The 24,158-nt window shown below is 74.3% G+C and carries 15 protein-coding genes; 7 read left to right on the forward strand and 8 right to left on the reverse strand.

Going from position 1 to position 24,158, the window contains the following annotated elements; all coding sequences use genetic code 11:
• The 5 genes from OP18_RS26670 to OP18_RS58725 all read right to left on the reverse strand — a co-directional run bounded on the left by OP18_RS26670 (position 1) and on the right by OP18_RS58725 (position 7,168).
• Complete coding sequence (locus OP18_RS26670; protein WP_260710387.1) at positions 1-1,080, reverse strand: NAD-dependent epimerase/dehydratase family protein; 1,080 nt, start codon at positions 1,078-1,080, stop codon at positions 1-3.
• Positions 1,077-2,393 carry an aspartate aminotransferase family protein gene (locus OP18_RS26675; RefSeq protein WP_211273687.1) on the reverse strand — a complete coding sequence of 439 codons (1,317 nt, stop codon included), beginning with the start codon at positions 2,391-2,393 and terminating at the stop codon, positions 1,077-1,079. Before OP18_RS26675 ends, OP18_RS26670 begins: the two co-directional genes overlap by 4 nt.
• Before the next feature lie 161 nt (positions 2,394-2,554).
• On the reverse strand, positions 2,555-3,106 hold the full coding sequence (locus tag OP18_RS26680) for a hypothetical protein (protein WP_033361761.1): 552 nt from the start codon (positions 3,104-3,106) through the stop codon (positions 2,555-2,557).
• A gap of 197 nt (positions 3,107-3,303) precedes the next feature.
• Positions 3,304-6,495, reverse strand: a complete 3,192-nt coding sequence (locus OP18_RS26685) for an AfsR/SARP family transcriptional regulator (protein WP_052387372.1) — start codon at positions 6,493-6,495, stop codon at positions 3,304-3,306.
• Between the two features lie 229 nt (positions 6,496-6,724).
• Entirely contained in the window at positions 6,725-7,168 is a 444-nt protein-coding gene (locus OP18_RS58725; protein ID WP_162189839.1) for an ester cyclase, read from the reverse strand.
• 183 nt (positions 7,169-7,351) lie between these two features.
• Here OP18_RS58725 and OP18_RS58730 point away from each other — a divergent pair, with 183 nt between their 5' ends.
• From OP18_RS58730 to OP18_RS26705, 3 genes are all read left to right on the forward strand, one after another.
• Entirely contained in the window at positions 7,352-7,780 is a 429-nt protein-coding gene (locus tag OP18_RS58730; RefSeq protein ID WP_052387374.1) for a hypothetical protein, read from the forward strand.
• Positions 7,777-10,926, forward strand: coding sequence for a tetratricopeptide repeat protein (locus OP18_RS26700; RefSeq protein WP_052387375.1), 3,150 nt, complete (start codon positions 7,777-7,779; stop codon positions 10,924-10,926). The genes OP18_RS58730 and OP18_RS26700 overlap by 4 nt, the downstream gene beginning before the upstream one ends.
• A 167-nt stretch (positions 10,927-11,093) precedes the next feature.
• Complete coding sequence (locus OP18_RS26705; protein ID WP_033361762.1) at positions 11,094-12,536, forward strand: FAD-binding oxidoreductase; 1,443 nt, start codon at positions 11,094-11,096, stop codon at positions 12,534-12,536.
• On the opposite strand, the gene OP18_RS26710 is transcribed toward OP18_RS26705, so the two are convergent.
• Positions 12,524-13,144 (reverse strand): TetR/AcrR family transcriptional regulator, encoded by a 621-nt coding sequence (locus OP18_RS26710; RefSeq protein WP_033361763.1) that lies wholly within the window; start codon positions 13,142-13,144, stop codon positions 12,524-12,526. The genes OP18_RS26705 and OP18_RS26710 overlap by 13 nt on opposite strands.
• A gap of 111 nt (positions 13,145-13,255) precedes the next feature.
• Between OP18_RS26710 and OP18_RS26715 the strand changes: the two genes are divergently transcribed.
• Together OP18_RS26715 and OP18_RS26720 are read left to right on the forward strand one after the other, a co-directional pair.
• Entirely contained in the window at positions 13,256-14,236 is a 981-nt protein-coding gene (locus tag OP18_RS26715; RefSeq protein ID WP_033361764.1) for a zinc-binding dehydrogenase, read from the forward strand.
• 331 nt (positions 14,237-14,567) lie between these two features.
• Positions 14,568-15,539, forward strand: a complete 972-nt coding sequence (locus tag OP18_RS26720) for a DUF6292 family protein (protein WP_033361765.1) — start codon at positions 14,568-14,570, stop codon at positions 15,537-15,539.
• A 57-nt stretch (positions 15,540-15,596) separates the two neighbouring features.
• Here OP18_RS26720 and OP18_RS26725 read toward each other — a convergent pair whose 3' ends face one another.
• Both OP18_RS26725 and OP18_RS53090 read right to left on the reverse strand, forming a co-directional pair.
• The gene (locus OP18_RS26725) at positions 15,597-15,887 is read right to left on the reverse strand and encodes a TraR/DksA family transcriptional regulator (protein ID WP_033361766.1); all 291 of its coding nucleotides are present in this window, start codon (positions 15,885-15,887) and stop codon (positions 15,597-15,599) included.
• Between the two features lie 183 nt (positions 15,888-16,070).
• Positions 16,071-18,707: an ATP-binding protein gene (locus OP18_RS53090; RefSeq protein ID WP_052387376.1), complete on the reverse strand. Its 2,637-nt coding sequence runs from the start codon at positions 18,705-18,707 to the stop codon at positions 16,071-16,073.
• A 452-nt stretch (positions 18,708-19,159) separates the two neighbouring features.
• Between OP18_RS53090 and OP18_RS26735 the strand changes: the two genes are divergently transcribed.
• Positions 19,160-19,738 (forward strand): hypothetical protein, encoded by a 579-nt coding sequence (locus tag OP18_RS26735; protein WP_033361767.1) that lies wholly within the window; start codon positions 19,160-19,162, stop codon positions 19,736-19,738.
• A complete protein-coding gene (locus tag OP18_RS26740) occupies positions 19,735-24,072 on the forward strand; it encodes an HAD-IC family P-type ATPase (protein ID WP_052387377.1) in 4,338 nt (1,445 codons plus the stop codon). Before OP18_RS26735 ends, OP18_RS26740 begins: the two co-directional genes overlap by 4 nt.
• Positions 24,073-24,158 lie beyond the last annotated feature (86 nt).

The raw sequence follows: 24,158 nt of genomic DNA on the forward strand, positions 1-24,158 counted from the left end.
TCAGAAGAGCACCTTGGCGGCGGCGAGCGCCCCCTGCTTCCATGGCTCGCGGCTGGTGATCCCGTCGGCGTTGCCGTTGCCGTCGCCGGTGGGCGCGTGCAGCTGCTCGCGCCACCACGCGTACGTGGCGAGGATGGTGTCCCGGTTGGAGTAGGCCGGCGCGTAGCCGAGCCGGTCCTGGGCCTTGGCGATGCTCACGTACGAGTCGGCGAGCAGCTTGTACAGCAGCCGCCCGTACACCGGGGACAGCCGCACGCGCTGCAGCAGCGACAGCACCGCCACGGCCGGGCGGGCCGGCACCCCGACGACGCGCCTGCCGTGCCCGGCGGCGTCGAGCACCGCCTGGAAGTCCTCGCGGAGCGTGCCGAAGTCGGCGGCGGCGATGTTGTACGTGTCGATCGCGACGTCCGGCGGTGCGGCGAGGGCGGACTCGATCGCGGTGACCAGGTCCTGCACGGCGAGCATCTGCACCCGCACGTCGCCGTGGCCGAGGACCGGGAAGTTGCGGCCCTCCTCGGCCCACTCGAACAGCATCGCGAACAGCCCCATCCGGCCGGGGCCGAGGAACGTCTTGGGGCGCAGGGTGGTGAGGCACATCCCGTCGGCGCGGGCCTTGTCCGCCACGACCTCGGCGTCGGCCTTGGCCTCGCTGTAGGTGTCGACCGGCTCGCGCGGGTGGTCCTCGGTGGTGGGCACGATCTTCGGCAGGCCGTACACCGCGGTCGAGCTGATCTGCACGACGCGCGGCACCTCGGCGGCGCCGGCCGCGTCCAGGACGCTCTGGGTGCCGTCGACGATCACCGACCGGATCACGTCGGCCGGGTAGCTGGGCAGGGCCGAGGCGCAGTGCACGACCGCGGCCGCGTCGCCGAACGCCCGCCGCATGGCGGCGGTGTCGCGGATGTCGGCCTCGACGTGCTCCAGCCGGGGGTGCGCCGGCACGGCGCTGCCGCGCCGGTCGACCCCGCGGACCCGGGCGCCGGTGTCGAGCAGCCGCTGCACCAGGTGCGTGCCGAGCATGCCGGCCGCGCCCGTCACCACGACGGTCGTGGCCCGCTCGTCGCCGGGCCCGGCCGTCACTTGGTCACCTTCTCGCGGACGAACGAGGTGAGCAGGCGGGTCAGGCCGCGGCTGAGCGTGGCGTCGAGGCTGTCCAGGAAGTAGTCCACGTCGTCGTCGGAGACGACGAGGCTGGGCGCGACCATGAGCGGGTTCTCGACGTTCGGGCTGTAGTAGGTGATGATCCCGTGCTCGCGGAACAGGTGGGAGATCACCGACAGCGTGATGAGCTTGGTCCGGAACCGCGGGTCGTGGCTGAAGCCGGGCACGAGCTTGCCGGCCAGGTCCAGGATCCGCGGGCCGCCGTCGAGGAAGACGCCCCACAGCGCCCCGGTGCCCTTGACCTCGCCGACGATGTCCGGGTGGGCCTTGGCGATGCGCTGCAGGCCGGGGCCGAGCGTCGCCTCGAGCCGCCGGGCGCGGGCCGGGTAGTCGTCCTCGACCACGACGTTGACCGCCTCGATCGCGGTGGCGGTCTCCTCGCCGAAGCCGTAGTACGTGGTGCTGTGCAGGATGACGTCGGACAGCCGGTCGTACGCCTTGCGGAACACCCGCTCCCGCGCGGTGTAGCCGGAGATCGACGCCTTGCCGCCGCCGAGCGACTTCGAGTAGGTCAGGATGTCGGGGACCAGGCCCTCGTGCCGCATGAAGGCGAACAGGCTGCCGGTCTTGCCCCAGCCGGTGTAGATCTCGTCGAAGATCAGGATGATGTCGTTGCGGTCGCACAGCGCCCGCACGGCCCGCAGGTCGGCCTCCGACCACTGCCGCAGGCTGGAGGCGCTGAACGGCTCCAGCATGAGGGCGTAGACGTCGCATCCGCCGTCGGGCCGGCGGGCCGCCTCGACGGCGGCGGTGAGCCCGGCGAGGTCGCCGTACGGGTAGACGCCGATGTTCGGCAGGCCGGGGAAGGCGAACGCGTTCTCGGTCGAGCCGGTGAGGCTGCCCGCGCCCAGGGTCTTGCCGTGGAAGCTGATGTCGGCGCGCAGGATCGTGCGGCGGTTGCCGCCGTGGTACTTGTACGCCATCTTGATGGCGCCCTCGTTGGCCTCGGCCCCGGAGTTGGGGAAGTAGGAGATGTTCAGGTCGCCGGGCAGCAGCGCGGCCACGTTACGGCTCAGCGCCGCCAGGTACGGCGAGAAGAACGCCTTGTGGACCTCCATCCGGCGCTGCTCGTTGTACCGCTGCCGGGCCCGCAGGATCCGCGGGTGGTTGTGGCCGTGGTTGAGCACGCCGACGCCGCCGGTGAAGTCGAGCACGCGCCGGCCGTCCCGCAGCCAGATCGAGGTGCCCTCGGCCCGCTCGACGAGCTCCCGGCCGAAGCCGAACGTGGTCATCAACGAGACCTGACTGCGGCTGACGTAGCGGCGGTACAGCTCGTGCACCTCCCCGGTGGACAGCCGCTCCACCTCGTCCAGACTGATCAGCATCATGTGCCCCTTTCCGGTGCGTTTGCGGTGTGCAGATCGGGAAGCTGGCGGCAGCTCAACGCGCCGGCCTATTGGGCGGACATCCGGCGGCTATCGCCCGTGCGGCCGGCCGGCAGGTCCACCACGACGAGCTCGGCCCGGTGCAGCCGGCGGGCCATGACGGCGAGCAGCACGGCGCCCGGGTCGGCGGCGGTGAGCAGCACGCCGGCGGCGGTGCGCAGCGGGGTGGGCAGGCGCGGCTCACCGAGGTGCAGCACGACCGTGCCGGCGGCGAGCCAGCCGGCCCGCAGCGCGGCGGCGTGCGCGGCGTCGGCCAGCAGGACGAGGTCGGTGCCGCGGACCACGTCGCGGGCGTGCCGGGTGACGCACAGCTGGACGCCGCGCCGGCGCAGCGGCTCGACCAGCCGGTCCAGCAGGGCGTCGGCGGCCTGGTCGTCGGGGTCGAAGAGCACCACCTGGCTGACCGTGGGCAGCAGGTCCGGCAGCAGCGTCAGGTAGTCGCCGGCGAGCGCGCCGGCGCCGAGCAGGCCGGCGGTGAGCACGCCACGGTTGACCAGCGCGCCGGCGATCGTCAGCCCGAGGCGCGCGGTACGGTGCCGCGGGACGTCGCCGTGGACCACAACCGGGGACTGTGCCGCGCCCGGCTATCGACCCGCTATCCGTGCCGTATCGGCGATCGGTGCCGGCGGATGGATAAAACGTCGAAAGCCGTCGGTGGTCCCGTGTCTGCCATCGAGGTGCCGCCGCGGCACCCGGCAGACCAGGAGGGACACCGCCATGACGACGCAGCAGCGCGACACCAACTGGGGCAGCCCGTTCAGGCCGGCGGGATCAGCGCGCTGATCCGCTGCCGGAGCCCCCGCGTCTCCGCAGTGTCGTCGTCCCGGTCGACATCGCCGAGCAGGGTCCCGGCGCTGACCGCGGCACGCATGGCGCCGTGCGTGTCGCCGAGTCGCAACCGCTGCTCCCCCAGCACCACCAGCGCGTTGACCTGTTGCACGGTCGCCCCGACCGCGCCGAAGGTCCGCACCGCGGCGTCGAGCCGCTCCCCCGCCCGGGCCGGCTCGTCCCGTGCCACGTCCAGCAGGCCGAGCGCGAGCAGCGCGTGCGCCTGCACCAGCCGGTCGCCGAGCTCCTCGGCCAACTGCAACGCCTGCGACAGGGCGGTCTCCGCCGGGCCGTGCCGCGCCTCGCGGTGCCGGACCTTGCCGAGGCCCAGCAGCGCGTACGCCTCACCGAGCCGGTCGCCCTGGTCCCGGGTCAGCCGCAGCACCTGATGGAACGCCTCCGCGGCCCGGTCCAGCTCGTCGCGCACCAGGTGGACCTCGCCGAGCCGGAACAGCACCTGCCCCTGGACCCGGCGGCTGCCGGCGATCTGGGTGATCACCAGCGCGTCGTCGAGGATCTTCTGCGCCTGGTTGGCGTCGCCGGCCTCCAGCCGCAGCGCGGCGAGGCTGCACAGCACGTGCGCCACGGCGATCTGGTCGCCGGCCTCGCGCAGGATCGGCAGCGCCTGCTCGTACCCGGCCCGGGCCAGGTCCGGCCGTCCGGTGATCCGGTCGAGGAAGGCGAGGTTGCGCAGCACCAGCCCGCGCCCGTGGTGGTCGCCGCAGGCGGTGAAGCCGTCGAGGGCCTGCCGCAGCCGGTCGCCCGCGCCGGCGTACCGCTGCTCGACGATGTCCAGCGCGCCCAGCGTGTACTGCATCGCCGCCATCCCCCGCCGGTTGTCCACCTGCCGGGCCAGCGCGAGCGCCAGCTCGGCCGATTCCCGCCAGTCGACCAGGTAGCTGCGCGCCTCGAACAGCGTGACCAGGGTCAGCGCCAGGTCCCAGGCCAGCTCGTCCCAGCGGTTGCGGACCGCCTGGCGCACCGCGGCGGTCAGCGCCTGCCGCTCCGCCTCAAGCCAGCGGATCGGCTGCTCCAGCAGGGCGGCGGCGGCACTGCCGGGCAGCGCCCAGCGGGGTTCGGTGCCGTGCAGGATGGTGTACCGCCCGCCGTACTCGCGACGGTGCGCCTCCTCGGCCAGGTGCAGCCAGCCGGCGAGAGCCCGCCGGACCGCGGCGGTGCGCTGCCCGTCCGGCTCCTCGCTCTGCGCGCGCTCCCGGGCGAAGACCCGCACCAGGTCGTGCAGCCGGAACCGGCCCGGCCCGTCGGGCGTCTCGGCGAGCACCGCCAGCAGGTGCGCCCCGACCAGGTCGTCCACCAGGTCCTCGGCGTCGTCCAGGGCCACGTCCAGCAGCGCGGCGGCGACCCACGCGCCGAACTCGGGCGTGTCGAGGCAGGCCAGTAACCGCAGCAGCCGCTGGGCGCCGGGGCCGAGGCCGGAGTAGCTCACCGCGATGCTCGCCCGCACCCCGAGGGCGCCGTGCTCCAGCTCGTCGAGGCGGCGGGTCTCGTCGCGCATCCGGCCGATGAGCCGGCTGGGCTTCCAGTGCGGCCGTGAGGCGAGCCGGGCACCGGCGATGCGCAGCGCGAGCGGCAGCCCACCGCAGAGCGTGGCCAGCTCGGCGAGGGCCGCGTCGTCGCGCCCGGTGCCGGCCGCTCCGGCGGTGCCGACCACCGCCGCGAGCAGGTCCACCGACGGCTCGGGCGGCAGCACGTCGAGCGACACGTGCATCGCGCCCGGCAGCGCGGTCAGCCGCTGCCGGCTGGTCACGATCACGGCCGCCGGCTCGTTGCCTGGTAACAGCGGCAGCACCTGCGTCTCGTCGACGGCGCTGTCGAGCACGATGAGGATCCGGCGGTCGGAGATCAGGTCGCGGTAGATCTCGCCGAGCGAGTCGACGCCGCCGGGAATCGACAGCCCGTTGACGCCGAGCGCGCGCAGGAACCTGCCGAGGATCTCGGCCGGGTGGACCGGCTGCGTGCCGTCGGACAGGTTCGCGTACAGCGTGCCGTCGGGGAACGCGTGCCGCAGTGCGTGCGCGACGTGCAGCGCCAGGGCGGACTTGCCGACCCCGCCCGGACCGGCGATCGCGACGATCGCCGGCTGCCGGGTCGCGCTGTGACCGGCCGTGCCGGTGACCGCGGCGGTGACCCGGGCGACCTCGGTGGCGCGGCCGGTGAAGTCCGCGGTGTCCAGCGGCAGCTGGTTCGGCGGGACCGGCCGGGGCCGGGCCGCCCTCGGCGGTTCCCCGCCCGGCGGCTGCGGCGTCTCGGCCGGCTGCGCCGGGCGCGGTTCAGCCGGCTGCGCCGGGCGCGGCTCAGCGCCGTCACGGCCCGGTTCGCGGGGCGGCGGTTCCGGCGGCACCGGGCCTTCCGGCGCGCCGGCGAGCACCAGCTGTTCGATGCGGCGCAGCTCCGCGCCCGGTTCGATGCCGAGCTCCTCCACCAGGACGGCGCGGGCCCGCCGGTACACCTCCAGGGCCCTGGCCCGCCGGCCGCAGCGGTGCAGCGCGGTCATCAGGGCGCCGTAGAACCACTCGTGCAGCGGGTGCTGCACGATCAGCTCGCCCAGCTCCGCCACGAGTTCGGCGTGCCGGCCGAGCTGCAGGTCCACGTCGATGCGCCGCTCCAGCACGGCGAGGCGCCGCTCGTCCAGGTGGCGTGCGCTGGCCTCGAGGAGCTCGCCGTGCAGCCCGGCGAGCGGCGGGCCGCGCCACAGCTCCAGTGCGGTGCGGAACAGCCCGGCGGCCTCGTGCAGCGCGCCGTCGTCGGCCAGCCTGGCCGCCTGCGCCGCCCGCTCCTCGAACAGCCGCGCGTCGAGCCGGGCGCCGGTCAGGGTGAGCGCGTACCCGGGCGGGCGGGTCTCGATGAGCACCTGCGGGCCGCCCGGGCCGGCGGCGGCGGCGAACACCCGCCGGAGGGTGGAGACGCAGATCTGGACCTGCGAGCGGGCGGTGGCCGGCGGGTGCTCACCCCACAGCACCTCGATCAGCCGGTCGGTGGAGACCATCTTCCCGGCGTCCAGGCACAGCGCGGCAAGCACCGCGTGGGTGCGGGGGCCGCCGAGCTGGAGCATCCGGCCGTCGATCGAGACTTCAACCGGCCCCAGGATGCCGATGTCCATGCCGCTCCGCTCTCCAGCCGCCTTCTCCGGCAGCAACATTGGGGGCGGAGATCCACGATGGTAGATGGAGAGTAGCAGCGGACATCACCCGTCTCAAGGGTGACGGTCGCACATAGTCACCGGCGCTGGACCGGGTAGCCGGTCAGCCGGGGCTGCGGCGACAGCCCGTCCGGACGCATCAGCTCGGCGACCGTCCTGGCCGCCGCCCGCAGGCGGTGCCACCAGCGGTTCATCGGGGCGCCTCCCCCGCGACGATCCGCCCGCCGAGCTGGAGCACCCGGCCGAGGTCGTCCGCGTTGCGCCAGGTCGCCTCGATGAGGCCGCCGACGATGCGGTGCACGAACGTGGCGGTGAACACCTGGACCCGGCCGTGACCCGGTACCCCGAAGAAGCTGTCCTGGACGCACGTGTTGACGGCCCGCACCGCGACGAGGTCGCCCTCGGCGAGGAGCTGCTCCACCGTCCACGTCTGCTCGACCCGGCCGAACGTGCCGAACAGCTGGCGCAGCCCCTCAGGCCCGGCGGCCAGTCCGGGCGGCCCGCCCTGCATGGTCCAGGTCGGCGCGATCATCCGGCTCAGCCCGTCGAGATCGTGCGCCGACACCAGCTCCAGGAACCGCACGGCGATGCCCTTGTTCCTGCTCAACTGCGTGGTTGTCTGCGTGGTTGTCATGGGTCTCAGGGTCACCCCGGCCCGACCCCGTTCCCAGGGCGCCGCCCTGCCGGTCCGCCGGGGCGCAGCCCGTACCCGGCCGGTGGTGCCAGCACCACCGCGGGTCGATGGCCCATGCTGGACGGGGTGTGATACATCGATAGCAGATCGTGCGCAAACACGCGCCGGGAGCGGAGGACGGCAATGGACGCGGAGTGGATCGCGACGCTGGCGGCAACCGGCGGGGCCGCGCTCGTCGGGGCGGCGGCGACGGACGGCTGGATCGCGGCGCGCACGGCCTTCGGCCGCCTGTTCGGCCGCGGTGACGCCCGCCGCCGGGAGTTGGCCGAGTCGAGGCTGGACGCCACGGCCGCCGAGATCGAAGCCGCCGCCGACGCGGACCGAGAGGACGTGCGCCGAGCCGCCGCGCAGGCATGGACCGTCCGCCTCAGCGACCTGCTGCAGGAGGGGGACGAGGACACGGCCGCCGAGCTGCGGCGGATCGTCGCCGCGCTGCCGGACCGCAGACCGATCCGGGCGCAGGCCGTGAACACCGGCACCGCGTTCGCGACCGAAGGTGCCGTGGCCAACACCGGCGTCGTCATCGGTGATGTCACCGCCGCGGGTCGATGACCACGCCGGCGGGCCCTGCCGGCGACCGGCACATTGTTGGGCACTCCGGTGCCGCATCCGTCGCCGGTGTCGGGTTCGCGAACACCGGGATCGTGGACGGCGATGTCACCATCGGCTCGATCGGGTACATCGTGTCGCCGTTCCCGACCGAGCCGCCCACGGTGCCCGCCAGTTCCTCGCCGAGCCGCTTCCTGGACGCGCGGTGGCAGGTGGTGCCGTTTCACGGCAGGGACGAGGAGCTCGCCGAGCTGTCCTCGTGGCGCGACGGCACCGCAACCCGCGCGGTCCGCCTCGTGCACGGCACCGGCGGGCAGGGCAAGACCCGCCTCGCCACGCAGTTCGCGATCGCCTCGGCGAAGGCCGGCTGGGAGGTCGTCGCGGTCCGGCCCAGCGGAAGTCCCGCGGCGACGGGCACACCGGCGCAGCGGCCCGCCGGCGGCTGGCGAGGGCTGCTGGCGATCGTCGACTACGCGGAGCGCTGGCCCTCGGACGACCTGAGAAAGGTGCTCAACGAAGGCCTGCCCGGCCGCTCCGGCGGCCCGGTCCGGGTGCTCCTGCTGACCCGATCGGTCGGCTACTGGTGGATGAGCCTCACCCACGAACTCGACACCACCGAGGTGCGGACGGACGAACTGGAGCTGAAGCCGCTGGCGGACACCGACGACGAGCGACAGACCAGCTTCGCCCTGGCCGTGGCCGCGTTCGCGGAGAAGCTCGGCGCCACCGGCACAGTCAACCTGCCGGCGCCGCAGCTGCACGGTGAAGGGTCGCGGCTGGTCCTCGCCACGCACATGGCCGCGCTGGACGCCGTCACCGCCCATGTCGACGACCGGGCCGCCGCTGCGGCCGGACGCCCGGCACACCCCGCCCGCGCGGCGCCCACCGACATGATCGAGTTGTCAGTGAACCTGCTCAAGCGCGAGATCGCCCACTGGCAGCGCCTGCACGACGCCCGGCAGATCGCCGTCAACCCCAGCACCATGGCCCGCTGCGTCTACATCGCCACACTCACCGGCCCCCGACCTCGGGCCAAGGCTGTCCGGACACTGCGACGACTGGGCTTCGACGACGCCGGGCAGGCGGTCGACGACCACGCCATGTGTTACCCGTCGGAGCTCGGCAAGACCGTCCTCGAACCCCTCTATCCGGACCGGCTCGGCGAGGACTTCCTGGCCCTGACCACACCCGGCTCCGGCGTGGCCCGCCACCTGGTGGACCCCTGGGCCAAGAAGGCGGCCAAACACCTGCTCACGCGGCGCCGGGACGGCAACCCACCGGCCTACACCCCCGCCGCGGTCACGGTCCTGATCGAGACCGCCCGCCGCTGGCCGCATTTCGCCGCGGACGTGCTGTATCCGCTGCTGCGCAAACATCCGGAACTGGCCAAGCTTGCCGGCGGCTCGGCCGTCGCCCGTCTCGCGGCCATCCCAGACGTCGAAATCAGCGTGCTGGAGGCGATCGAGACGGTCCTGCCGAAGGACCGGCACGTCGACTTCGACATCGCGATCGCCGCCGTCGACCACCGGCTTACTGCCCACCGGGTCGGCGTCACCGGCGACCCGGCCGAACGAGCGAGGCTTTACGTGCGGTCCGCTCAGCGGCAATCGAATGCCGGTTTTCATGAGGGTGCACTCACCGCCAGCAGCGAAGCGATCCCCGTGCTGCGAAGGCTCGCCGACGACGATCCGGACAGATATGTGGCAGGCCTGGCGGACGCCATCGACCTCCATGGCATCTACCTCTACTACACCCGGCACGCAGCCGAGGCACTCGCCACAGGAGAAGAGGCGGTGCGCCTGTTCCGGCGACTCGTCGAGTCGGGTCGGGTCGAACTCCTGGACGGCCTCGCGCGAGCGCTCGCCAATGTCAGCGTTCGATACCCCGCTGAAGCATCCGAGTCCGGCCTCCGGGCTGCCCTGGAAGCGGTCGAGATCCAGCGCACCGTGGGCGCGGATGTCCGGCTCGGGCTGTACCTGAACAATCTGGTCATCATGTTGTCCAGGATGGGCAGGGACGACGAGGCGCTGGACTACTCGAGAGAAGCGCTGGAAATCATCCACGCGATGGCCGCTGCCGACTCGTCGAAGTGGGCTCCGGACCTGGCCCGGCACCTGACCGTGACCGGCCGGCAGTTCGCCGCGCTAGACCGGTGGGAGGAAGCCCTCGCAACGGCCACCGAGGCGGTGAGGGTCGAATCCCGGCTGGTCGAGGCGAATCGAGCGCTGCACGAACCCGACCTCGCCGAAGCCCTGAACTTCCTGAGCAACGCCCTCACCCGGCTGGGGCACCGCGAGCAGGCGGTCACGGCGGGCATGGATGCCGTCGCCGCGTATCGCCGGCTGAACGGGGCCGGCGACGCAACCCTCCGGTACGACCTCGGCACGACGCTGTGGAGGCTCGGCCTGAACCTCACCGAGCTGTCCCGCCATGATGAGGCGGTCTCCCGCCTCACCGAAGCACTGACCATCTTCCGCGAGCTGCACCGCTCCAGCGAGGCGAGCGGCTATCAAACCCCGATCGCCAGCACACTGTCGATCCTGACGGGGTGCTACTTGGCGCTCGGGCGGCACGACGAGGCGCTCACCGCCGCAACCGAGGCGGTGTCGACGTTCCGAGCGCTGGCCGAAACCGACCGGGAGCGCTACGAGCACAGACTCGCCGGAGCCCTGTACGGCCTGACCGCCGCCTTGTGGCACGCCGGCCGGCACGATGCCGCGCTGGAGACGGCGAGGGAGATGGTCGCCCGACACCGGCTGCTCGTCGAGACCGACCGGACGGCAGATCCGTCCGCGCTCGCCAGGTCCATCCACTACCTCGGCTGGCTCCTGTCCGCCCTGCACCACCACGACGAAGCACTTGCCGTCTCCGAGGAGGCGGTCGAGCGCCACCGGGACATGTACTCGGCCGCCCCCGGCGCGCACGAGCCCGAGCTGGCCAATGCGCTGGACACCTTCGCCACGGTGCGCCTCGCGGCACACCGCGACCTGGATGCGGCCCTGGAAGCCGCCGGAGAGGCGGTCGCACGCTTCGAGCAACTCGCCGCGACCGGCGACGGGCAGATCGACGATTGGCTACGTGTGGCCCGCGAGACCCTGGCGAAGGCAGCGGAGGAGGTCGCGCCGGCGACGCCACCCGCCGGCGCCTGACCAACGAACGCGCTGGCAGCTGGGCGGCGACGGCCGCGGCCTCCGGCGCTACCAGTAGCGGCCGGGCGGGTCGGCGTTGCTCACCCGCCTGGATGAGCGGGTTTAAGGGCCGGATCGCTGGTGATAGTCGGACCGGGGTTGGACCCGACCGGCTGGAGGACCTGGCGATGACGATGAGGCTCCGTACGCTCGACGGCGGCCAGACGGCCGTCACCGACGAGCGGTTCGACGCGCTCCGGACGGCCTTCCACGGGCCGCTCATCACGCCGGACGACCCCGCCTACGACGAGACCCGCGCCCTGCACAACGGGATGTTCGACCGGCACCCGGGGCTCATCGCCCGGTGTTCGGGGGCGGCGGACGTGATCGACGCGGTCAACCTCGCCCGGGAGCGCGACCTGCTGGTCGCGGTGCGCGGCGGCGGGCACGGCATCGCGGGTCACAGCTCGTGCGACGACGCCATGATGATCGACCTGTCGGCGATGCGCGGCGTGTGGGTGAACCCCGCGGAGCGGCTCGTACGCGTCCAGGGCGGCGCGACCTGGGGAGACGTCGACCGGGAGGCGCAGGTCTTCGGTCTGGCCGTGCCGGGCGGCGTGGTGTCCACGACCGGCGTGGCCGGGCTGACGCTCGGCGGCGGACTCGGGTGGCTGCACCGCAAGTACGGGCTCACCTGCGACAATCTCGTGGCCGCGGAGATCGTGACGGCCGACGGCGGGCTGCTGCGGGCCACCGAGACCGAGCACGAGGACCTGTTCTGGGCGCTGCGCGGCGGCGGCGGCAACTTCGGCGTCGTCACCGCGTTCGAGTTCCAGGCCCATCCGGTCGGGCCGATCGTCATGTACGGGGCCGCGATGTACGCCGCCGCCGACGCGGAGGAGATCCTGCCGGCCTGGCGGGACTGGACGGGCGGCCTGCCGGACGAGGTCACCAGCCGGGCCATGTTCTGGTCGATGCCGGCCTCGCCGCTGCTGCCGCCGGAGGTGCACAACCGGGACGTGTTCATCGTCGGCGCCGTCTACGCGGGCCCGCCCGAGGACGCCACGACGATCCTGCGGAAGGTCGGCCGGTTCGGCACGCCGCTGGCCGACCTGAGCGGGCCCCGGCCGTTCCGGGACGTGCAGCGGCTGCTGGACTGGATGTTCCCGAAGGGTGAGCTGCTCAGCTACTGGAAGTCGGTGACGGTACGCGACCTCGGTGACGACGTGCTGCGGATGGTGCTGCGCCGGGGGCTCGACCGGCCGCATCCCACCACCCTCGTCCACGTGCCGCAGATGGGCGGCGCAGTGCGGCGCCTGGGGCCGCAGGACACCGCGTTCGGCGACCGGAGCGCGGCGTACATCGTCAGCATCGACGGCAACTGGACCGACCCGGCCGACACGCAGGCCGACATGCAGTGGGTGCGGGACGCGTTCGACGAGGTGAACGCCCTGCCGTCGGCGTGCGGCACCTACCTGAACTTCAGCAGCGAGATGGATGTGGACGCCGCGGGCCGGCAGACGGCGTTCGGCGAGAACCTCGACCGGCTCGGCAGGGTCAAGCAGGCGTACGACCCCGAGAACCGGTTCCGGCTCAACAACAACATCCGGCCGGCCGGCTACCGGTCCTGACCCGCGGTCGTGAGGGTGTCCCACGCGGCCATCGCGCAGGCCACGACCGTCTCCAGCTCGGCGCGGGTGGCGCCGTCACGGGCCTGGATCGACAGACCCTGCACGACGGTCGTGTAGTAGCGGGCGACGGCGTCGAGGGCGGCGGGCGGCGCGGTGAGGTCGCCGTCGGCGACGCCGCGGGCGAGCCGGTCACGGATCAGGGCCCGCATGTCGCGCCGCCGCTCGGCGAGGAACTCGCGGATCTCGTCGTTCTCCACGGCGCCGACCGGGGCGGCGAGGATGAGCATGCAGTAGTGCGGGGTCGCCGGCCCGGTGATCTGGTCGGCGGTGGCGCGCAGCATGGCGTGGACGGCGGCGCGGGCGGTCGGCTGGTTGCGCAGCGCACGCCTGGGCGGCTCGCCCGAGGTGGCGCCGTACAGGGCCATCACCTTGCGGAAGAGGTCGGCCTTGCTGCCGAAGCAGGCGTAGATGCTGGCCGAGGCGACCCCCATGGCCTGGGCGAGGTCCTGCAGCGAGGTTCCTTCGTAGCCGCGCTCCCAGAACAGGTCGAGGGCCTGCCGCAGGGCGGTGTCGGGGTCGAAGGTGCGCGGCCTGCCGCGAGAAGCCATCTGCGTCGTCTCCGGGATTGTTTGTCGTTCGACCAACTTTAGCTTGACCGCGCTTCGTTCTTCGTGCCAACCTTTTTTGGTCGTTCGATAAACAAAACTGAGGAGCCCTGGATGCGCGCGCTGCAGCAGACGTCCCTGAACGGCCCGCAGGACCTGCGGCTCATCACCGACGCGCCGGTACCTCGACCGGGGCCGGGTGAAGTCCTCATCCGGGTCGCCGCCGCCGGTGTCAACTTCGTCGACGTCTCGCAGGCCCGCGGCACGTTCGCGGGTGGGCCGCGGCCGCCGTACCTGGCCGGCATCGAGGCCGCCGGCGAGGTCGTCGCTCTCGGCGAGGGCGTGACCGCCCCGCGCCCCGGCAGCCACGTCGTCGGCGTCAGCATCACCGGCGGCGCGTTCGCCGAATACCTGGCCCTGCCGGCTGCCGCTGCGGCACCGGTGCCGGCGGGCTGGACCGACGAACAGGCGCTGGGCCTGACGGTGAACTGGCCGACCGCCCTGGCGGCCCTGCGCCCGCTCGGCGGCCTCACCGCGGGCCAGACCGTGCTCATCCACGCCGCGGCCGGCGGGACCGGCCAGGCCGCCGTCACCCTGGCCAAGCAGTACGGCGCGACGGTCATCGCCACCGCCTCACCGGCGAAGCACGAGACGGTGCGGTCCCTCGGCGCCGACCACGTCATCGACGCCCGCACCCCGGACCTCGCCGCCGAGGTGCTGCGGCTGACCGGCGGCGCGGGCGCCGACCTGGTCCTGGAGTCGGCCGGCGGCGCCACCTTCGCGGCCGGCCTGGCCGCCACGAAACGAGTCACCGGCCGCGTCGTCGTCTACGGCCTCGCCGGCGGCGACGCCGCGATCAGCAACTGGGACCTCGTGTACCGCCACCAGGTCCACGTCGTCGGCCTGAACCTCGGCGTGCTCATCCAGGCGGCACCACAGGTCTTCGGCGAGGTGATGGGTGAGCTGTCGGCGCTGCTCGCCGCCGGGGTGATCGGCCCGGCCCGGCCGACCGCGTACGAGCTGGCGGACGGGCCGAAGGCGCTCATGGACCTGGCGGCCCGGGCCACCGCGGGCAAGCTGGCGCTGCTCCCCTGACCCCGGACAGCGTTAACCTGCGAGGCGATCTCGCCTTCCCCGGTGCTATCCGGTTCCGGTGCCGACACTTCCGTTCGACCTCTCGGTCTCCCGGTGCATCGGCCCGACTGTTTTACCAGCCGCTCGGTCGTCTCGCAGGCAAGTCCTACGCTACGCCCGTACAAGGCCGGCGCGGGGTGAGCGAGCGGGTGAGTTCGCGCCGTATCGGTGTCGGCCATCCCCGTGATGCCGTAGCGGAGGAGCAGTCCGCGAGCATCGTGAGGCACAACCGACGAGCCAACGCAGGCAGCTGATCCCCGGCCGATGAGGCCGCGCCGGGTACGGTGCGTCGGTGAGCGGACCGACGGCGGAGCCGGACCCGGCCCGGCGGACGCGGGCGTTGCTGCTGCTCGCCGACCCGGACCTCGGCGCCCACCCGTTGCGGCTCGGTGCGGCGCAGCGGGCGCTCGACGCGGGCTGGGCGGGCACGGTTCCCGAGCTGCTCGCCATGCTGCGCAACATCGACGGGCCCGGGCCCGGGCGCGGCGCGGTGGTGACCGACCACGCGGAGGCGCTGCGGGAGCAGCCGCACTACGGCTATCTCCTCGCCGTGGACCGGGCCCTCGCCGGGCGCGGGGTCCGGGTCATCGCCCGGGCCGTCCAGACGGCCCACGCGCTGCGGGGTCAGCTCACCGTCGACCTGGCCGCCTCGGTGCCCGCGTTCCCCGACAGCCGCCGGTTCGACGTCGTCTGGGACAGTGCCGGCGGCTGGTCGTACGCCCTCGACCGCCGCGGCGGCGCCCGGTCGCGCGGCCGGGCCGTGTACTGGCAGCAGGGCCTCGTGCCCGAGCCGGCCGCGGTCGCCGGCTGGATCGCCCGGTCCCTCGCCGGGGACCTGTCGCTGCCGGCGCGGCAGGGGTGGCGGTTGGACGGCGGCGAGCTGATGACGGCGCTCGGGGCGTACACGTCGCCGACGACCGGCGACCCGGCGGTGCCGACCCGAACGGCGGCGGTGCGGCCGGGCGACCTCGACCGGATCCTGCGGCGCGGCTTCGACCGCACGCTGCCACCGCCGCCGCGGGTCGGTGACGACGTCTACGTGCCGTCACGGTGCTGGCGCGACCTCGCGCCCGGTGCCGAGCTGCGCGGCGGGCTGACCCGGATCGTCAAGGTGCGGGAACGGCCCGGCGAGCTGGACTGGTACGAGGTGACGATCACCGTCGGCGAGTGGGAGGAGCAGTTCGGCTGGGACCTGCTCGCGGGGATGCAGGCCGAGCTGCGCCGGGAGCACGGCGACGCCCGCGCCACCCTGGAGGGGTGGTAGCGGCACCGGTCGCCGTCGCCGTGCGAGGTGCACGGCGGCCGCCGTGGCGGCCGTCGGCTACCGGCAGTCCGAGCAGTGGCGGGCGTGCGGCACCGCTTCCAGCCGCTGCCAGGCGATGGTCGTCCCGCACGCTTCGCAACGGCCGTAGGTGCCCTCCGACATGCGACGCAACGCCTGTGCGGTGTTGGCGATGCCGCGCCGCGCCGCTTCGACCCTGGCCTCGAACGTGGTGGGGTCCGTCATGCTGCCGCGCAACGTGAGCTCGTTCAGCCGGTTGGTGTGGATGGCGAACGCGTGCTCCAGTCTGTCCCGGAGCAGTTCCACTGGTTGCTGCATCGTGCTCGTCACGACGGTCCTCCTGCCTCACGCTGTGCCCGGGGGCCGGGATCGCGCGGCCTGCGCGCTTCCGCTTCCCGTGCACCTCCAGCGTGCCTGCCGGTACCGGTGACGCCACCGGCAGCCGTCGGCGAATTCGACCGCCGCGGGTTGCCGGTCGTCGGCAAACCCCCGGCGGTGCACGGTGCCGCCGGATCAGTGCGGCTGCGGGCTGTTCGCGTGGTCGAGGACCCGGGCGACGGTGTGCAGGAGCTGATGGGCGCTGACCGGCTTGGTGAGCAGGGTCGCGCCCGCCGGGACGGTGCTGCGGGTGGCCAGGATCGTCTCGGTGTACCCGGAAAGGTAGACGACGGGCAACCCGGGGTGGGCGGCGGCGAGCGCGGGGCCGTGCATGTCGGGCAGGATCACGTCGGTGAGCAGCAGCGCGATGCCGGGGTGGGCCGCCGCGAGGTCGCGGGCCTCGGTGACCGTGCCGGCGGACAGGACGGTGTAGCCGGACTGCCGCAGGACGCGTTCGGTGACGGCGCGCAGGCTGTCGTCGTCCTCGACGAGCAGGATCGTCTCACCGGTGCCCGGCCGGTGCTGCGCGGCGGGTGTGGTGTCCGGTTCGGCGTCCTCGCCGGTGGCGGGCAGCAGCGCGGTGATGGTGGTGCCGTGGCCGGGCTCGGAGTAGATCTGGGTGTGGCCGCCGGCCTGGGTGATGATGCCGTAGATGGTGGCCAGGCCCAGACCGGTGCCGTGGCCCTTGGGCTTGGTGGTGAAGAACGGTTCGAAGGCCCGCTCCAGGGTCTCCTTGCTCATGCCGGTGCCGGTGTCGCTGACCCGCAGCCGCATGTAGCGCCCGGTGTGCACGCCGGGGTGCTGGGCGGTGTAGTGCTCGTCGACGGTGACCGGCGCGGTCTCGATGGTGAGGGTGCCACCGCCGGGCATCGCGTCGCGGGCGTTGACCGCGAGGTTGATCAGGACCTGTTCGAGACGGCCGGGGTCGGCGCGGATCGGCCACGGCCGTGGCGCGAGCTGCATGACGAGGGTGACGTCCTCGCCGAGGGCGCGGCGCAGCAGCGTGTCGAGGTCGGCGATGACGGTGTTGAGGTCCAGGGTGCGGGTCTCGGGTGCCGGGTCGGCACGGGCGAAGGACAGCAGTTGCCGGGTGAGGGCGGTCGCGCGGTCCCCGGCGGCCACGATCTCGGTGAGGTCGGCGTGCAGGGTCCGCAGGGCCGGGTCCGCCGCGGCGAGCGGCGCCAGGTCGGCGGCGGCCATGCTCGCGTAACCGTTGATGATGCCGAGCAGGTTGTTGAAGTCGTGCGCGACGCCGGCGGCGAGCTGGCCGAGGCTCTCCAGCCGGTCCGACTGGCGCAGCCGCCGTTGCAGGTGCTCGCGTTCGGTGACGTCGGTGACGACGGCGCAGCGGGCCTTCCGGCCGGCGAACGACGTCAGGTACGTGGTGACGCTGACCTCGGTGACCGTGCCGTCGCGTTTGACGTGGCGCTGCGGCCGGTCGCGTTCGACGGGCTCGGACGGCGCGTCCCAGCCGGCTTCCGCGCCGGGCTCCGGCGGCGCCTGCAGCTGCGGGTACGCCATGGTGAGCAGCGTGCCGGCGGGCCGGCCGTAGTACGTCTCGGCGGCCGGGTTGACGGCGACGATGTCGAGGGTGTCGGCGTCGAACAGCACGACCGGGTTCGGGCTGGCGTCGAACATCTGCCGGTAGTTGCGTTCGTGCTCGCGGGCGGCGTCCTCCGCGCGGCGGCGCTCCTGCAGCTCCCGGCCGACGGTCGCGAGCAGCGCGGTGAACTCGGCACCGAGCTCGGCCACCTCCCGCGGTCCGGCGACCGCGACGGTCGTGTCCAGGTCGCCGGACGCGGTGGCGGTGCGGACCGCGGTGCGCAGCCGGCCGATCGGGGCGGTGACCCGACGCTGCACGACCATCGTGGCCAGCAGCCCCGCGAGCAGGCCGAGCGCCACGATGAGGGACTGGTGGCGGGCGAGCCGGTCGGCGGCGGCCAGCGCGGCCGTGCGGTCCGCGCCGGCGAAGACCTGCCAGCCGGTGCCGGCGACGGCCGCCCGCCCGTACAGGCGGGGCAGCCCGGTCACGTCGGTGCCGTCGTTCGCCGCCCGCAGCCGGGTGTCGCGGACCGGCGTGCCCGCCCACCGCAGCCCGTCCGGCCACCGCGTCAGCACGGTCGCGGCGTCCGCGGTGGTGATCAGGAACTCGAGGTGGCGGGCCCCGGCGAACAGCTTGCCCGCCGCCGCGCCGAGGGCGGTCAGGTCGACGAACGCGGCCGCCACGCCGAGCCCGGGGATCACGGCGGTGACCAGGTAGGCGGGGCGTCCGGTGCGCTGGTCGCGGACGGGCGCGACGGCCTGCGGCGCGCGCACCGCGCCGGGCAGCCAGGTCGCACCGGCGTAGCCGTCCGCGGGCTCGCCGCCGGCCGGTGGTCTGGACGAGCACGCGACGGTCCCATCGGGGCGCAGCACGTCCAGGTGCCCGTCGTCGGAGCCACCGAGCGTGAACGCCAGCCGGCACGCGGCCGGGTCGGCGAACACCTGCGCCACACCGGGGCTGGACGCGACGGCGTCGACCGTGCCGCGCACGATCGCCAGGCTTTCGTCGAGCTGCCGCGCGGCCAGGTCCGCGGACACGGCGGCATCGGTCCGCGCGGCGGACACGGCGTCGTGCCGGGCCCGCACCCAGCCGGCACCGATGCCTGCCACGGCGGTCGCCACGAACAGCACCAGCAGCCCGATCAGGTACGACCGCAGCGGCCACCGCCGCCGCACCGGCCCCAGCGCCCCCATGCGCGCCGCCGCGGTGCCGGGCTCGCGCATGTTCATCTGACGGCCACCTTCCCGGCACTCCACGTGACCGCCTCTGACGGTACGCCGGCGGTCCACCCGGTACGCCCGAAAGGCCAACGCCATGGCCTTCACCCTCGACATCTCGCTGCCGCGCACCGGCGGTCAGCGAGCAGGCACAGGTCACGGTGGCCGTAGCGCGACCCACGCACCACCGCGATGTTCCGGTCCTGTACCCATGGCGTTCACCCGGCGCACCTACGGTTTCGGCGCCAGGCGATCACGAGAAGGAGCACCGTCATGTCCGAACTGCTTGCCGCGATCGCGGTCGAGGTCGTCAGCGCACTGCTGATTTCGTTGGTCGTCGCCGCGTTCCGCCGCCTCGTGAGCCGGCCCGCCTGAGCGACCCGCGATCCGGGGTCGCCGGGTTGATCACGCACCGCGCGGGTAGGGCACCGTTTCCGGACAACCGCCGGTGGAGGTGCTCATCCATGACGACCCCAATCACCAGCCCACGATCACGCCAGCAGAAGGCCGCCACGGCGGCGCGCGTCGCCGGCACGCCGGTGCAGGGGCGGCGCCGCAACGCGGCCAAGGACGCCGTCCCCCCGACGGCGACCGAGCGGGCGAGCCAGACCAAGGAACGCGCGACCGCCGTCGCGACCGCGCCCCCTGTGCCGCCGGAAGTCGCACAGGCCAGGGAACGCACGACCGCGACCGCCGAACCGCCCGAATCCAAACTGGTGACGTGGCAGGAAATCCCGATGCCGCACGTCAAGGTGCCGGTCGTCCACATGGCCGGGACGGCGGCACGGTCAATGGTCACGAACGTCGGCTGGACGGCGAGAACCATCGGGTCTGCCGTCCCGCAGCCACGGCAGCTGCTGTACTACGGCGGCGTCGGCCTGCTGACCGCGCTCGGCGTGCTGGAATGGCCCGTCGCCCTCGCCGCCGCGGCGGGGGTCTGGGTGGCGACCCGCAGCGCTCAGCCCGCGCAGCCGCACGGACTGGCGCAGCTGCCGGGCAGTGAGCCAGAGGTCAAGGCCCGTCCCCTCGCCGCCGCCCAGTGACGCCAGCCCCGACCCGCCCGACGCCGGCCGGCCGGGCTTCGACCCGGCGGCTGCGCGGCGGGCGGAAGGCGTGGGCCCGCGACGGCCTCGCCCACATCCAGGTCGGCGACGCCGAGCACCACCCGATCGGCGCCGAACGCGGCGAACTGCTGGAGAAGGCGCTCCAGACGCTGCGCGGCGTCGACTGGGCCGCGTGGAACGCCGCCCTCGGCCGGCTGCTCATCAGCTACGACGAGGACGAACTCGGCCTCGACGACCTGATCGAGTCGGTCACGGCCGCCGAGGCGGACCAGGTCCCGGCCGGGCCGCCGACCCTCGACACCGAGACCCGTCACCTCACGACGCTCATCGTCGACCTGCTCAGCGCGGCCGGCGGCCTCACCGCCCGCGGTCTGCGGCTGCCCGCGGCGCCCCGTGAGCTGGCCGCGCTCGTCGCGCTGGTCGACCACATACCCGGGTTGCGCGCCCGGCTGCGCGGGGCCGTCGGCCGCAACTGGGCCGACCTGGCCGTGTCCGCGGCGAGCGCCGGCATCGACGCCGCGGGGCAGGTGTGGCTGACCGCGCTCGCCGACGCCGCCATGCGGATCGTCCTGCTGCGCGAGGCCACCGCTCAACGCGCCGCGTGGCAGCGGCGGGCGACCGAACTGCCCCGGGAACCCGGCGCGAGCCGCGCGGACCGCCTCGACGGCGGCCGGCCGGCGGCGCCCGCCGACGGCCCGATCGAGCAGTACTCCCGCCGGGTCAGCACGCTGGCACTGCTCGCCTCCGGCGCGGCCGCGCTCATGCCCCGCGGCGTCCGGCGCGCCGCCCGGGTGCTCGCGGCCGGGTCGCCGGTCCCCGCGTACGCCGGACGTGAGGCGTACGCGGGCGAACTGGGCCGGCTCCTGGCCCGACGGGACGTGCTCGTCCGCGACCCGGCCGCGCTGCGCCGGCTCGACCGGGTCGACACCGTCGTGGTCGACGTGCGGGCGCTGACCGGAGGGCGGCACGTCATCACGCACCTGGAGCCCGTCAACGGCACCGAGGAGGCCGCCTGGCAGGCCGCGAACCGGCTCGTCGACGGGCACCGGGGCACGGTGCCGGCCGGCGAGGACGCCGAGGGGTGGGCCCTCGTCCCCCCGCAGCGGCTCACCACCGCGCCCCCGGACGCCGTCCTGGACGCCGTGCGTTCCACGGACGGCACCGCGGGCAAGGTCTACGCGTTGACCCGCGACCGGCAGCCCGTCGCGGCCGTCGTGGTCGAGCCGGCGCTGGACCCGTTGACCTCCGCGCTGATCGCGGCGGGGCGCCAGGTCGGCCGGGTGCTGCTCGCCGGGGCACCGGCCGGGCTGCGGCGCCGGGTACCGGCGGACGGCACCGTGCCGGGAGGCTCACGGCTGGCCGCGTCGATCCGCGCGCTGCAGCGCGACGGCCACGTCGTCGTGCTCATCGGCGAGCGCGACGACGCCGCCCTCGCCGCCGCGGACTGCGGTTACGGCGTCCTGCGACCGGACCGCCGGCCGCCGTGGGGTGCGCACCTCATGGGCGGGCCCGGGCTGGAGACCGCGTGGCTGCTGCTCGAGGCGGCGACCGTCGCCAAGGCGGTGAGCAAGCGCAGTGTCCTGGTGGCGGCGCAGGGCTCGGTGGCCGGCGCGCTGCTGGGGATCACCGAGGGGGCGGAGCGGGGCGCCCGCCACGCGACGCTGGCCACCGGTGTCGCGCTGGCCGCCAACGTCGCCGGCGCGGTGTGGTCGGCGCGCGGCCTGGGTCGCCGGGCGGTGCCGGTGCCCGCCGCCGACGTCGCCTGGCACGCACTGCCCGTCCAGGAGGTCACCCGGATCCTGGAGACGTCACCGGACGGCATCAGCGAGGAGGCCGCCGCACGACGCCGGCGCGCCGACACCCCCGACGAGACGACGCCCGGGATACGCGGCCTGCTGGGCACCGTCGTCGGCGAACTGAACACCCCGCTGACGCTGCCGCTCGCCGCCGGCGCCGGCGTCTCCGCCATGATCGGCGCGAAGAGTGACGCGGCACTGGTCGGCGCCGTCATCCTCGCCAACGCGCTGATCTCGGGCATCCAGGACGTGGCCGCCCGGCGGGCCCTACGGCGGCTGGTGAACGCGGCGACGCCACGGGTGCGGTTGCGCCGCGCCGGCGTCGAGCGGGCCAGCGGCATCGACGAGCTGGTGCCCGGCGACGTCGTGCTCCTGGAGCCCGGTGACGTCGTGCCGGCGGACTGCCGCCTGATCGACACCTCCGGCCTGGAGATCGACGAGTCGTCACTGACCGGCGAGTCGATGCCGGTCACCAAGCGGGTCGCCGCCACCCGCGCCGCCGCCGTCGCCGAACGCACCAGCATGGTGTACGCGGGCACGACGGTCGCCGCCGGCACGGCGACATGCGTCGTGGTGGCGACGGGCGAGCGGACGGAGGCCGGCCGCAGCGCCCTGGTCGCGCTGCAGGAAGCCCCGAAGAGCGGCGTCCAGCGCCGGCTGCGCGAGCTGACCAGGGCGTCGGTGCCGGCGGCCGGTGCCGCCGCGGCGGCGCTGTTCACCGCGGGCCTGCTCCGCGGCCGGCTCAGCGAGTCGATCAACAGCTCGGTCGCGCTCGCCGTCGCCGCCATCCCCGAGGGGCTGCCGTTCATCGCCACCGCGGCCGAGCTGAGCGCCAGCCGCCGGCTGTCCGAACGCAACATCCTCGTCCGCGACCCCAGGTCCATGGAGGCGCTCGGCCGGGTCGACGTGATCTGCTTCGACAAGACGGGCACCCTGACCGAGGGGCAGATCGCGCTGCGGACCCTGTCCGACGGCCGGGTCCAGGCGCCGATCGACCGGCTCGCCCCGGCGCACCGGCTGATCCTCGCCGCCGCGCTGCGGGCCAGCCCGGTGCCCAACGGGCAGGGGACGCTGCCGCACCCCACCGACCAGGCGGTGGTGGACGGCGCGGCGGCCGCCGGGGTCAGCACCGACGAGCCCGCCCGCGGCTGGCGGCCCGTCCGCGAGCTGCCGTTCGAGCCGGCGCGCGGGTTCCACGCCGTGCTCGGCACCGCCCGGCACGGCCAGGTGCTCAGCGTCAAGGGCGCGCCGGAGATCACGCTGCCGCGGTGCGTCACGTGGCGTCCGGACGGCACCGCCCGCGAGATCACGCCCGCCGACCGGCACGAGATCGAGGCGGAGGTCGACCGGATGGCCCGGCAGGGCCTGCGGGTGCTCGCGATCGCGGAACGGGCCGCGTCGGCGCGGCGCCGCCTCGACGACGAACGCGTCGACAACCTCGAGTTCCTCGGCCTCCTCGGGCTGGCCGACCCGACCCGCCCGACCGCCGCCGAGGCGGTCGACCGGCTGCGGCGCGCCGGCATCAAGGTGATCATGCTGACCGGCGATCATCCGAGCACGGCCGCGGCGATCGCCGCCGAGCTCGACCTGCTCGACGGCGGGACGGTGGCGACCGGACCGGACCTCGACGACGCCGACGACGCGACCGTCGACGCGCTGGTGGCCAAGGCCTCCGTCTTCGCGCGGGTCAGCCCCGGGCACAAGGCCGCGGTGGTCCGCGCGCTGCGGCGCGCCGGGCACGCCGTCGCGGTCACCGGCGACGGCGCCAACGACGCGCCCGCCATCCGGCTCGCGGACGTCGGCATCGCGCTGGGCGAGCAGGCCACCGCCGCCGCCCGCGAGTCGGCGGACATGATCGTGATGGACGGCCGTATCGAGACGATCGCCGAAGGGGTCGTCGAAGGCCGCGCCATGTGGACGTCCGTGCGTGAGTCGCTCGCCCTGCTCCTCGGCGGCAACCTCGGCGAGATCCTGTTCACGGTCGGCAGCTCCCTGCTGGCCGCGACGCCGCCGCTGAACGCCCGGCAGATCCTGTTCGTCAACCTGATGACCGACCTGCTGCCGGCCATCACGGTCGCCGCACGACCGCCGAAGCACGTCACCGTGGAGCGGCTCATCCGCGAAGGCCCGGAAGCGTCGCTCGGCGAGACACTCATCGTCGACGTCGCCCGCCGCGCCGTCGCCACGTCGGCGGCCACGACGGCGGCCTGGCTGGCGGCCAGGGCCACCGGGACGGCGACCCGGGCCAGCACCGTGGCGCTCGCCTCCCTCGTCGGCGCGCAGCTGGGCCAGACCGCACTCGCCTCCGGTGGTGACCCGGTCGTCCTCGGCGCGGCCGGCGCCTCCGCGGCGGCGCTCGCCGGCGTCGTGCAGACCCCAGGCCTGAGCCAGTTCTTCGGCTGCCGGCCGATGGGGCCCGTGGGCTGGGGCATCGTCCTGGCGGCCACGACCGCGGGCACCGCCATGGGAGCGCTGCGGCTGCCCCGCCGGCTGCTGCCCGGGACCACCGGCCGGTGACCAGGTAGCTCCCGGCCCGCCGGACGCGCCGGCACCGCCAGGTCGCCGACGGCCGGGTTACGGTCGCACCGGGGATGGGCATGGGG

Source organism: Dactylosporangium aurantiacum (genome assembly GCF_000716715.1).
In the GTDB taxonomy this organism is placed as follows: Bacteria; Actinomycetota; Actinomycetes; order Mycobacteriales; family Micromonosporaceae; genus Dactylosporangium; species Dactylosporangium aurantiacum.